9 protein-coding genes are annotated in these 12,499 nt (G+C 51.6%); 5 read left to right on the forward strand and 4 right to left on the reverse strand.

What is annotated here, in order from left to right:
• Positions 1–7: 7 nt before the first annotated feature.
• Entirely contained in the window at positions 8–1,936 is a 1,929-nt protein-coding gene (gene dxs / locus D3A97_RS08925) for a 1-deoxy-D-xylulose-5-phosphate synthase (RefSeq protein ID WP_119078017.1), read from the reverse strand.
• A gap of 176 nt (positions 1,937–2,112) precedes the next feature.
• Here dxs and D3A97_RS08930 point away from each other — a divergent pair, with 176 nt between their 5' ends.
• Both D3A97_RS08930 and D3A97_RS08935 read left to right on the forward strand, forming a co-directional pair.
• On the forward strand, positions 2,113–3,147 hold the full coding sequence (locus D3A97_RS08930; protein WP_119078018.1) for a sensor histidine kinase: 1,035 nt from the start codon (positions 2,113–2,115) through the stop codon (positions 3,145–3,147).
• A gap of 36 nt (positions 3,148–3,183) precedes the next feature.
• The gene (locus tag D3A97_RS08935; protein WP_119078019.1) at positions 3,184–3,912 is read left to right on the forward strand and encodes a LytR/AlgR family response regulator transcription factor; all 729 of its coding nucleotides are present in this window, start codon (positions 3,184–3,186) and stop codon (positions 3,910–3,912) included.
• Positions 3,913–4,435: 523 nt separating this feature from the next.
• Here D3A97_RS08935 and D3A97_RS08940 read toward each other — a convergent pair.
• Positions 4,436–5,197, reverse strand: coding sequence for a phosphoglycerol geranylgeranyltransferase (locus D3A97_RS08940; protein ID WP_119078020.1), 762 nt, complete (start codon positions 5,195–5,197; stop codon positions 4,436–4,438).
• Positions 5,198–5,473: 276 nt separating this feature from the next.
• On the opposite strand from D3A97_RS08940, the gene D3A97_RS08945 reads away from it, so the two are divergent.
• Positions 5,474–8,800, forward strand: a complete 3,327-nt coding sequence (locus tag D3A97_RS08945; RefSeq protein WP_119078021.1) for a vitamin B12-dependent ribonucleotide reductase — start codon at positions 5,474–5,476, stop codon at positions 8,798–8,800.
• Positions 8,801–9,911: 1,111 nt separating this feature from the next.
• On the opposite strand, the gene D3A97_RS08950 is transcribed toward D3A97_RS08945, so the two are convergent.
• Entirely contained in the window at positions 9,912–10,664 is a 753-nt protein-coding gene (locus tag D3A97_RS08950; RefSeq protein WP_119078497.1) for a Dph6-related ATP pyrophosphatase, read from the reverse strand.
• A 387-nt stretch (positions 10,665–11,051) separates the two neighbouring features.
• Here D3A97_RS08950 and D3A97_RS08955 point away from each other — a divergent pair, with 387 nt between their 5' ends.
• Both D3A97_RS08955 and D3A97_RS08960 read left to right on the forward strand, forming a co-directional pair.
• Positions 11,052–11,534: a hypothetical protein gene (locus tag D3A97_RS08955; RefSeq protein WP_119078022.1), complete on the forward strand. Its 483-nt coding sequence runs from the start codon at positions 11,052–11,054 to the stop codon at positions 11,532–11,534.
• A gap of 17 nt (positions 11,535–11,551) precedes the next feature.
• Positions 11,552–12,052, forward strand: coding sequence for a YcxB family protein (locus D3A97_RS08960; protein WP_119078023.1), 501 nt, complete (start codon positions 11,552–11,554; stop codon positions 12,050–12,052).
• Positions 12,053–12,058: 6 nt separating this feature from the next.
• On the opposite strand, the gene D3A97_RS08965 is transcribed toward D3A97_RS08960, so the two are convergent.
• The gene (locus D3A97_RS08965) at positions 12,059–12,490 is read right to left on the reverse strand and encodes a GNAT family N-acetyltransferase (protein ID WP_119078024.1); all 432 of its coding nucleotides are present in this window, start codon (positions 12,488–12,490) and stop codon (positions 12,059–12,061) included.
• Between the last annotated feature and the right edge of the window lie 9 nt (positions 12,491–12,499).

Below are 12,499 nucleotides of genomic sequence, written 5' to 3' on the forward strand. Positions count from 1 at the left end.
TGTTTTATTAACTGGCGGTAACGGTAATTTTTGACCGGAGCATTTCCCTGACTGCGGCGGCAATGCCCGCCGCATCGTACCCGCATTCTCTTTGCAGCTCGGCGGGTTTGCCGTGCTCAATGAGGCGGTCCGGTATGCCCAGCCGTTTTACGTCCGCCTTGTAATCGTTATCTGCCATAAACTCCAGTACGGCGCTGCCAAAGCCGCCTTGCAGCGCACCGTCTTCCACGGTGATCACGCGGTCAAAGCGCTGGAAAATATCGTGCAGCATCTCGGTGTCCAGCGGTTTTACAAAACGCATATCGTAATGCGCCGGCTGCAGCCCGTCTGTCATCAGCTCTTTCATGGCCTCGGTAACAAAGTTGCCGGGGTGGCCTATGGAAAGGATGGCGAGGTCCCGCCCGTCCTGCACCTTTCGCCCGGTACCTACGCGGATGGCGCTGAAAGGTTTGCGCCAGTCAGGCATCACGCCTTCTCCGCGAGGATAGCGGATCACAAAGGGAGATTTGTTGGTTGGCAGCTGTGCGGTATACATCAGGTTGCGCAGCTCTTCCTCGTTCATGGGCGCGCTCACGATCATGTTGGGAATGGAACGCATATACGGGATGTCGTAAGCCCCGTGGTGGGTGGCCCCGTCTTCCCCTACCAGGCCGGCCCGGTCAAGGCAGAAAATAACAGGCAGGTGCTGGATGGCCACATCGTGTACCACCTGGTCATACGCCCGTTGCATGAAAGAAGAGTAAATGTTGCAGAACACCGTCATACCCTGGGTGGCCAGGCCGGCGGAGAGCGTTACGGCATGCTGTTCGCAGATGCCCACGTCTATGGCGCGGTCAGGCATTTTCTCCATCATGAGCTTGAGGGAAGAGCCGGAAGGCATGGCGGGCGTAATGCCCATTATGGTCTTGTTCTGTTCGGCCAGCTCAATGATGGTATGGCCAAAAACGTCCTGGTATTTGGGAGGCTGCGGGGCCTCAATATTTTTCTTGAATATTTCGCCGGTTATCTTGTCAAACAGGCCCGGCGCATGCCACTTGGTCTGGTCTTTTTCCGCCAGCGCGTAGCCTTTGCCCTTGGTGGTGACAATATGCAGCAGTTTGGGCCCGGGAATATTGCGAAGGTCTTGCAGGGTATCTACCAGCTTGGTGATGTTATGCCCGTCTATAGCGCCAAAATAGCGCAGATTGAGGCTTTCGAACAGGTTGCTGGATTTGGACACCATGCCTTTTACGCTGGCTTCCAGCTTGGAAGCCATGTCCCGTGTAAATTTTTTGCCCACGGGCAGCTTGCCCAGCAGGTTCCACACATCGTCCCTGAACTTGTTATAGGTATGGGAGGTGGTGATGTCTGTGAGGTATTCTTTCAGTGCGCCCACGTTGGGGTCAATAGACATGCAATTGTCATTCAGGATCACCAGCAGGTTGGCGTTGGACACGCCCGCGTGGTTGAGGGCCTCAAAAGCCATACCGGCCGTCATGGCCCCATCTCCAATTACGGCAATATGCTGCCGGTCATGCTCGCCTTTGTTCTTGGAGGCAATGGCCATGCCCAGGGCTGCCCCGATGGAGGTGCTGGAGTGCCCCACCCCAAAGGTGTCATATTCACTCTCGCCACGGTTGGGGAAACCGCTGATTCCCTTGTACTTACGGTTGGTATGGAACACATTTTTACGCCCGGTGAGAATTTTGTGGCCGTATGCCTGGTGGCCTACGTCCCACACCAACTGGTCATAGGGAGTATTGAAGGCGTAATGGAGGGCTACCGTCAGTTCCACTACCCCCAGGCTGGCCCCGAAATGGCCGCCATGCACGCTCACCACGTCAATAATGAACTGGCGCAGCTCGTCGCACACCTGGTGCAGTTGCTCCCTGCTCAGTTTTCGCAGATCTGATGGGTATTCGATCTGACTCAGTAATTGACCGGCCGTAATTTCCATATCAGCATTAGGGTTTAATGCCCAAAAATACATGTTTTTACGCTATTTGAAGCCCCCCATTTAACCGCCTATACGGCCATTGATAAAAATTGGCTGGCCGCCATCCCACACAGGTGGTATTTTTGGAGCAATCGCAAGGTTTTTTTTAAGTCGGAGGACTTTGCTAACTTATAGGGATGTTTAAACGCATATCAAAATATTGGTGGTGCCAGATACTGGGGTGGGGAGCCTATGCCTTTCTTTTCTTGTTCTTCGGCTTTTTCTTCTACAAGATAGAGACCTCCCAGGTGCAGTACATCCTGTTCAGCTCCCTTTTCGGGATACTCATCACACATGGATTCAGAACAGTTATCGTCAAATATAGATGGATACAGAAGCCGTTCGAGAGCGTGGCGGTTTATTTTTTCTTCGGTATCCTGGTATGTTCCATTGTAGATTCGTTTTTGCTATCGTGCATTTCGCATTTTTTGCTGCCGGGAGGGCCGCCGGAAACGGATTTCAGGGATAGCTGGCTGAGGGTTTTTTTCTCGCAGACCGTGTTTATGGCCCTTTGGGCGGTGATCTATTTCCTCTGGCACTATGTGGAGGAGAGCCGTAACTCCCAGGTGAGCCAATTAAAGCTGGAAGCCACCGTGCGCACGCTGGAGCTGAAAACCATCAAATCCCAACTGAACCCGCACTTCATTTTCAACGCGCTCAACAGCATCAGGGCGCTGGTGGATGAAAACCCCCGGCGGGCGCGTACGGCCATTACGGAACTGAGCAACATACTCCGCAATTCCATGCAGGCAGACAAGGCGGAGACCGTGAGCCTGGAAAACGAACTGAGCATCGTAAAAGATTATCTTGCATTGGAAAATATCCGGTTTGAGGAACGGCTGAAGGTGCAGTACGATATAGACCCGGAAACGCTGGAACTGCCCGTACCCCCAATGATGCTGCAAACCCTGGTAGAAAACGCCATTAAACACGGTATTTCCCGGGAGGTAAGGGGCGGGCTGATCGTGATCAGTTCCCATGTGCACAATATGCAACATGAGATCACCATCCGGAATACGGGGCAGATAGTGGAAGATATGAACGGGCTGGGCCTGGGCCTGGCCAGCACGCGGCAGCGGCTGAGCCTGCTGTTTGGCAGCCGCGCCTTTTTTGAAATATACAATTTTGACAAGGCAACGGTAGAAGCCAGAGTGCAGATGCCCTTGCTGTAATCCATAAATGTCATCAACCAATAACGTAAAGTCAGTATGAAAAAAGCATTGATCATAGATGATGAAAGACTGGCCAGAAGCGAGTTGAAGAAGCTGCTGGCAGACCATCCGGAAATTGTGGTGGTAGGAGAGGCGGTGAATGCGAAAGACGGTATAGAGAAGATCGAAACATTGCGGCCAGACCTGCTGTTCCTCGATATCCAGATGCCGGACAAAACGGGTTTTGACCTCCTGGCGGAGCTGGAAAGATCTCCGCAGGTGATATTCACCACTGCTTATGACGAGTATGCCCTGAAGGCGTTTGAATATAATGCGCTGGACTACCTGTTGAAGCCCATAGAGCCCAAGCGGCTGGCAGACGCCATTCACAAGCTGCACCAGGTAGAGGAGAAAGAACGCCTGGCCGCCGCATCCGGCATCCGGAACATACTGGGGGAAAATGACCAGGTGTTTGTAAAGGACGGTGACCGCTGCTGGTTCGTAAAACTGCAGGAGATACGGCTGTTTGAAAGCGTGGGGAACTACGCGAGGGTGTATTTCGAGACTAATAAACCGTTGATACTCAAATCTTTAAATGCTCTTGAAGAGCGGCTGGACGAGCGGGTGTTTTTCCGCGCCAACCGCAAGCACATTGTAAACCTCCGGATGATTGAGCGGATTGACACTTATTTCAACGGGGGGTTGCTGCTGGAAATGCGGGGAGGGGAAAAAATTGAGGTGAGCCGCAGGCAGGCGGTGAAGTTTAAGGAAATGATGAGCCTTTAAGGGCCATTGTACAATATCGGAAGGCAGGGAATAATGGAGGCGGCGCTTCCATGTTCCCTGTTTTTTTTAGCCGTGAAGCCCAGAAAAAGGGGCCGTCCTGGAAAGGACGGCCCGGCTAAATTATGCTTATGAAAAAAGGCCTTGTGGGCCAATTAACCAATGTAAATAGACCTTTCTTACCGGGCATGCCAATGCGGCGGCAACTCTGTCCATGTCTTCGGTAATGGTAGCCTGGAAGAAAAGCAATAGTGGTACAAAACGGAAAATAAGCCGCTGGGATGGAATCGTTGTTCACAACATCATATTACACGGTATACCAGGGATACTTTGGTTTTGGTTGGTTTCTGGTGTGCCGGAATAAGCTGCGTTCAAGCACGCTGCAAGATATGCAACGGTTTCCTTTTTTCATACAACTTTATGGGCAAAGGTGCAGAAATACTTATTTATAGGTATTTTTTCGGGCTGAAGGGGCCGTACAGGATAATTTAGGTGGATGCGGCGCAAAAAGCCCGCTGGACGGGGGTTAACGGCTGGCTGTAACCGGTGCGCGGTGTACGGCGTCTGCAATTTCCTTGATGAGCGAAATATCTTTTTCAATAGCGTTGCCTACCACAATGATGTCTGCACCGGCCTTGCAGTTCAGGTATGCTTTTTCAGCATCCCTGATGCCGCCGCCAACAATTACAGGCACATCCACCTGGCTGGCCACGCGGTGGATCATGCTTTCGGTGATCGGTTTGCGGGCGCCGCTGCCGGCATCCATATAGATCACCTTCATGCCCAGCATGTCTCCCGCCATGGCGGTACACATAGCAATATCATCCTTGTCTGCTGGTATGGGCGTGGCGTTGCTGATGTAGGAAACAGTGGTGGGGGCGCCGCCGTCAATCACCATGTAGCCGGTGGAAATTACTTCCAGCCCGCTTTTTTTAACGGCCGCGGCAGATACCACATGCTGGCCAATGAGCAGCTCGGGGTTGCGGCCGGAGATCATGGAAAGGTACAGCAAGGCATCGGCGTACCGGGAAACCTGCGAAGGGCTGCCGGGAAAGAGTATCACCGGTATGGAGCAACTGGCCTTGATCTGCTGCACCACTTCGTCAAGATGGTCAGTGATCACCAGGCTGCCGCCCAAAAAAATATAATCCACCTTCGCCTCAGTACATTTAGCAGCGAGATCGGCAATACCGACAGGGGTTACCTTGTCCGGATCGATCAGAACTGCGAATGACTTTGTACCTTTTGCCTTTCTGTCAATAAAGGAACTGTATATTTTTCTGTACATTAATTATGCATTGTTCCGGTTGAGGCAAATGTATAAATTTTTTTCTAATAAGCCACAGTGTGAAATAAATATGCATGGTATTGATTTTGCAACTGATAGAGAGGAAAAAGAGGGCAAAAAAGGGGCCATTTGTTAATGAAGCTGACTGCCGCCATTATGCACACGCTGTGGATAATAAAAATGGGTACGGACGTCATTAAAAATTATTTTAGTAATCCCGCATCGAGAGTAGGAATATTTTCAATTTGTTTAATCCTGTTAAATTTTCTAGGGCATATGAAAAATCAAGTTAAGAAGGCTGGCGGCCTCGCCTTTACCCGTCACTTCACACGGGATGGTGTGAGCCCATATGATCAGTTCGAGTACGAAATGCGTTCGTCAGTGATCCGGAACCCCGGTGGAGACGTGGTGTTCGAGATGAATAATGTGGAAGTGCCCAAAGCATGGTCGCAGATAGCGACGGATATACTTGCGCAAAAATATTTCAGGAAAGCCGGTGTGCCGCAGGCAGACGGCTCCCTGGGCCGCGAAACCTCTGTGAAACAGGTAGTACACCGTATGGCCAATTGCTGGCGCGCCTGGGGCGAAAAGTACGATTATTTCGCCTCCAAGGCAGACGCCGAGGTGTTTTACGAAGAGCTGGCGTACTGCATGCTTAACCAGGCCTGCGTGCCCAACTCCCCCCAGTGGTTCAATACGGGCCTGCACGAGAGCTATGGTATTAAAGGCAAGCCGCAGGGGCATTATTATGTGGAGCAGAACACCGGCAAGCTGGAAAAATCCACCTCCGCGTATGAAAGGCCGCAGCCGCACGCCTGCTTTATATTAAGTGTGAGTGACGACCTGGTGAACGATGGCGGTATCATGGACCTTTGGGTACGGGAAGCCCGGATCTTCAAATACGGCTCCGGCGTGGGCACCAACTTTTCCCAGATACGCGGGGAAGGAGAGAAACTCAGCGGTGGCGGTACTTCCAGCGGCCTGATGAGTTTCCTGAAAATAGGGGACCGCGCCGCCGGCGCCATCAAAAGCGGCGGCACCACCCGCCGCGCCGCCAAAATGGTGTGCCTGGACCTGGACCACCCCGAAATACTGGAGTTCGTTAACTGGAAAATGGAGGAGGAGAAGAAAGTGGCCGCCCTTATTGCCGCCGGTTACTCTTCAGACTACGAAGGGGAGGCCTACCGCACCGTTTCCGGGCAAAACTCCAACAACTCGGTGAGAATACCCAACAGCTTCTTCCACACCCTGGCCGAAGATGGCGAATGGGAGCTGAAGGGCCGTATGAACGGTAAAACTGTTAAAACGGTAAAGGCCACCGACCTCTGGAACCAGATCGCGTACGCCGCCTGGCGCTGTGCAGACCCCGGTACCCAGTACGATACCACTATCAATGAATGGCATACCTGTCCGCAGGGCGGGCGCATCAACGCCTCCAACCCCTGTTCCGAATACATGTTCCTGGACAATACGGCCTGCAACCTCGCGTCTGTGAACCTTCGGCGCTTTTTCAACGAGGGAGACAACCGTTTTGACGTGCCCGGTTTTGAATACACGGTGAGGTTGTGGACGGTGGTGCTGGAAATTTCCGTGCTCATGGCGCAGTTCCCCTCCAAAGAGGTAGCGCAGCTGAGCTACGACTACCGTACCCTTGGCCTGGGCTATGCCAACCTCGGTTCCATGCTGATGGTGAGCGGCATTGCGTATGACAGTGATGAGGCCCGCGGCATAGCCGGCGCCATCACCGCTATCATGACCGGTATTTCTTACAAAACTTCCGCCGAGCTGGCCAGCCATCTGGGCCCCTTTGCCCGGTATGCAGAAAACCGGGAAGACATGCTGCGGGTAATGCGCAACCACCGCGCGGCCGCCTATGATGCAGCAGACGCCTACGAAGGCATAGAAATAAAACCACAGGGCATCAACGCCCGTTTCTGCCCTGACTACCTGCTGTCTGCCGCTACCAAGGCCTGGGACGATGCCGTGCAGCTGGGTGAAAAACATGGCTACCGCAATGCGCAAGCCACGGTAATTGCCCCCACCGGTACTATTGGCCTGGTAATGGATTGCGATACCACTGGCGTAGAGCCGGATTTTGCCCTTGTGAAGTTCAAAAAACTGAGCGGCGGCGGTTATTTCAAGATCATTAACCAGTCTATTCCCACCGCCCTGCGCAACCTGGGGTATAAGGAGAACGAGATCCGCGCCATTGTGGATTACGCCAAAGGTACCGGCAACTTTGCCGGCGCACCTTACATCAACACACAGTCCCTCAGCGAAAAAGGCTTTATTTCGGAAGAACTGAAAAAGCTGGATACGGCCGTGGCCTCTTCTTTCGATATCAGTTTTGTGTTCAACGTATACACCCTCGGTGAAGAGTGCTTGCAGCGGCTTGGTTTCAAACCGGAACAGTACTTCAGCCTCGAGTTCAGCCTGCTGCACGAGCTGGGCTTTACAGATGAGCAGATAGAGGCCGCCAATGATTACGTGTGCGGTACCATGACGGTAGAAGGAGCGCCCTACCTGAAGGAGGCGCACCTGCCGGTGTTTGATTGCGCCAATAAATGCGGCAAGCATGGAGAGCGTTACATTCATCCGCATGGCCACATCCGCATGATGGCCGCCGCGCAACCCTTTATTTCCGGGGCTATTTCCAAAACCATCAACCTGCCCAACGAGGCTGTAGTGGAAGAAATTACGGATGCCTACAAACTGAGCTGGGACCTGGGCCTGAAAGCCTGTGCGCTCTACCGGGACGGGTCCAAACTGAGCCAGCCGCTCAGCAACAAAAGCGACAAAAAGAAAAAATCGGCCGAAGGGGCAGACACTGCGTCTGAAGCAGCGGCGGCCCAGATCATTGACATGAACAAGCTCACCATAGACGAGCTGCTGGAAGAGCTGAACAAACGCATGATTGCCAGCGCGGACACTTCGCTGAAAAGGGCGCTTTCCCGCATTGTGGAGAGAAAAACCCTGCCGGCCAAGCGCAGGGGCTTTACCCAGAAGGCAAAAGTAGGCGGCCAGCCCATCTTCCTGCGCACCGGGGAGTATAATGACGGTACGCTGGGAGAAATATTCATAGACCTGGCCAAGGAAGGGTCTACTCTGCGCAGCCTTATGAACTGCTTTGCCATAGCAGTGTCTGTTGGCCTGCAGTACGGCGTGCCGCTGGAAGAGTTTGTAGACAAGTTCGTGTTCACCCGGTTTGAGCCGGCAGGTATGGTAGACCATCCCAACATCCGTTCTTCCACCTCGCTGATAGATTATATTTTCAGGGTGCTGGGTTATGAATACCTGGGGCGAACTGATCTTGTACACATCCTGGACGCACCGGGCAATACCGGTGAAGAAGAATGGGACGAGCCGGTAGTAAAACCCGAGCTTTCCAACATAAGGGTGGTTAGCCAGGCTCCGGCGTCGGCTACTCCCAAAGCGGCCAAACCGCAGGCAGTAGCGGCATCCAGCGGAGAAAGCAGCACGCAGGATTACATGCGCAGCATGCAGAGCGATGCGCCGGCCTGTAACACCTGCGGCCATATCACAGTGCGCTCCGGTACCTGCTACAAATGCCTGAATTGCGGCAACAGCATGGGTTGTAGCTGATGTGTTTAGGAGTGCTTAACAAACGCCGCGCGGAAAGAGCAAAAGACCGCTTCTCTGAAAGCAGCGGTGGCAGGGAGTTTCTGGGGATTGAAGCAAGCAATTACTTTGTTAATTATTTGTTATTCAACCCTGAAAATTTCAAATAAAGTTAACACTGATATACCTTTGTATACAAATAGGGTTTTCATAGGATAGTAACAAATTGAGGGCGCTTTTCTAAGTGCCCTTTCTCTTTTTAATTACGCTATGGTAAAGGATTTGGGGAAACAGGGATGTTTCCTTTTTTTATGCCCTTCGGCCTGCGCAAACGTGCTCTTCAACAGGTCTGTATCATTTGTTTTCCGGAAGAATGTGACGTGAATTGAAACACCGGATAAGGCGTCTATTTTACCTGAACCGGTTTTGCAGAATTTATCCGCAGCTTCAGCAGCTTTAATACCCGGAAAATTACGCCTTTTCCCGCTACTACAGGGCTTTTTGGGAAGTATCCCGCTACAGCAAGGACTTTAGGCCGTTCTGAACAAACCTGCAACGAACAATCAAACTTTTGGCAATTGTTCGTCCATCTCCGTGGGGAGCTTCGTTACAGGTTCTTTCTGAATGGTCTTTTTACTCTGCCGGGAAGGTAGCAGCTCCCCGTTTGGCTCCCCGGCCCGGCAACCTTACCCGGCTGTCTTATAGTACGTACCTCCCTGGCAGGCAGATAAGATTGCCGCGGCCGGGGCGGCCTCCGGATCTTTCATTTGTTAATAAGAACAGGGCGATGAGCTGTTTTTTTGTGGCAGAGCACTACCAAAACTTACGTTTTAGTTCGATTTTGTTTAAAAAATGCGCTTTTAATTTGTTGTTTTTAATTTTCGGCGGCTTATTTTGATGTTTTTGAATATTCATAGCAGTCCTGTACTATTTATTCAATTTATTTTATATTTGTTAAAGTATTAATTTTTTATATGGTTACTGTCCTATGAAAAACCAAATATTCCTACACCGCGAGAATCTTCTTGCAAAGTAAATGACTCTCGAAAGCAATGGATTTTTCCATTGCTTTTGTTTTTTAGAAAGAGGCGTAAACTGAAGGAAGGAATTAAACGAAACCCTAAAACGAAGTCCCTCAGACTGGAAGCAGATCACAGAAAAAGAACCGGGTATCCCAATGGGCCGGTTCGTCTTTTACCGTATTGTTTTCTTTGCCATCATCTTTATAGCAATTACCTCCCTGGCTGGAGGCCGGGGTGTACGCTCTTTCAACCGTTTCACCTACCTGGAATGGCACAGGTGCGGCAAAGAGGGGGCCGTCAAACACAAAACTGTGGAACTCGCCGTTCTCGCCGCAAGGGTCTACCCCGGGCGGGAGATCGGCGAGAAAGGCCTCATCGATCAGCCGCCCCGCAAAAGAAGCCGGCAGGTACCGCGCATTGACGCATACAATAATGGCCTTGAACCCGGCCCTGATAAAATCCCGCACCAGGGCTGCACTATTGCGTTCCCACAGGGGAAAAACCCCTTCCATGCCGGCTTTGGCGAGCTGTTTTTCCCGGTAGGCGCGGAGGTCTTCCAGGAAAATATCCCCGAAAACGGCGTGGCGGATGCCTTCCGCCCGCAGGGCGGCCAGTTCTTCCGTCATGATGCGGTCATAATCTTCCATAGAAGCGTTTTCCGGCAGGTACGCCTTTTTGAGGGCAATGCCTGTTTGCCGGGCCTGTTCATCCAGCAGTTCCTCCCGCACGCCGTGCATGGATACGCGCCGGAAAGCCCCGCTAAGGGTGGTAAAAAGGTACCGGACCTGCCAGCTGCCTTCCTGTTGGAGCTGCCAGAGGGCAAAAGTGGCGTCTTTTCCCCCGCTCCAGTTTATGTAAGCGTTCATTGCCGTAAAAATAAAGGAAAGGGCCATAAAAAGGCCAATTCCCGCCGGCTGCCCCGTGGCCGGGCCTTTGGCAGATGGCGCAGCAGGGGCAAGAACGTGGGCCAGGCAGGGGATAGGCCTGCACGGTAGTGCCTTCCGGAAGCGAATACCCCGGGCAGTAAGCGGCGTTCAGCAGCAAAAAAAGTGTTGTCCGCCTGGTTTTCGGCCCTACCCCGAAAGATTTTTGCTGAAATTTGCAACTTTTCGGCAACCGGCTCGTCTTTTTAGTATACTGCTCCGGTTAACATTGTAAAATCAGCATTTGGTACCGTGAAAACGCCTGTTTGTAACGCTGACAGTATTTTATATTATTTATTTTGTATTTTTAGGTCATTAAAATTTACCCTTATGAAAAAGCTGTTGTTTTTGATGGTACTGGGTATGGTAACCACTACTGCAGCGTTCGCCAATAATGGCGAAAAAGGATTTAACAACGGCGATAAAACCGACAAAGGGGCTAAAGCCAAAACTGCCAACAGGCTGGAAGAGTTCATATGGACCCTTCCGCAAGGAGGCAGGGTTGAAAAAGTGGATGAGTCTGACGTACAAAAAGCTATTGTAGACCTGTACAAATGGTATTTGCAGAACGAAACCCGTATCAATAATAGTCCCTCCGTTAATGGCGAAGAGGAAGATAACATAGTTGCTCCTTTCAAGGTAGACCGCAAGGTGTTACAACAGTACCTGAAATTCATCAAAAAGAATTTCCCCGGGCTGAATGAAGAGGACCTGATGGATAAAAGCAATGCTGCTTCCGCTAACCGTAAAGCCGCGCCGGTGTCTTATTCTCCTGACCTGGACGCACCGGTATCCTTGAGCGCTTCAAAATAATTTCGTAAGTTCGTTGAATGCATTTTCTGCAGTTCACTTACAACAAGGAAGAGGTTATTCATGCATTACGTTTCCACTTTCTGCGGCGCGGCGAAATAAAGGTATTTCGTAATACCCTTATTATTTTGCTGATAGCCACCGTAGCCGGTTACCTGTTCAGGGTAGTGAACTTCAACGCCTTGCTGGGCATTGCGCTCATGATGGTGATACTGGGCTGGGCCTTCTGGTACCTGCTGCCCGTTTCCACTTACAACAAAGCTGCTACATTTAAAGACAATATACGCCTGCGCTACAATGAAGAAGGCATGGCCATTGCCACCGGCCAGGGAGAGCGGGCGGTGCCCTGGGAAAAATTCTCCCAGATCATTGAAACAAAATCTTTCTTTTTCCTGTATCGTGACAAGCGGAGTTTTTTCCTGATACCTACCAGCGCTTTTGAGAATGAAGAAGCGCTGAACGGGTTCAGCAAGCTGATGCAGTCCATTTTTAGTGATTACCGGCGGCTGAACGGCGCCTGAGGCCGGTTAAAGCTGCTTGTACATTTCGTAATGTGGAATACCCACTTCCACAAATTCTTCCCCTCTTACCTGATACCCGTTTTTGGCATAAAAAGGCAGGGCTTCCTTGCGGGCATGCATCATCAGTTCTGTAAAGCCTGCGGCCCGCGCCTGTCCTTCCGCAAAAGCCAATATGCCACTGCCGGTACCTTTACCTTGCAAGCCATTGTCTACGGCCATCTGGCGCAATTGTACGGTTGCTTCGTTCAGGGGGCTTAATATGCAGCAGCCCAGCAGGACATCGCCTTCAAAACAGCCGATCAGCACATCGTTGATTTCCTGCTGCAGGTATTCCGGGGAGAAGGTAAGGCCCAGGGGCTGGCGCAGTATTTTGTCTCGCAGGGCAATCATGGCCTGGTAGTCGCAACTGCCAAATTCAATGGTACGCAGGGTGCTCATATGGCAAAT

It is taken from the genome of Chitinophaga alhagiae, from assembly GCF_003568665.1.
Lineage (GTDB): Bacteria > Bacteroidota > Bacteroidia > Chitinophagales > Chitinophagaceae > Chitinophaga > Chitinophaga alhagiae.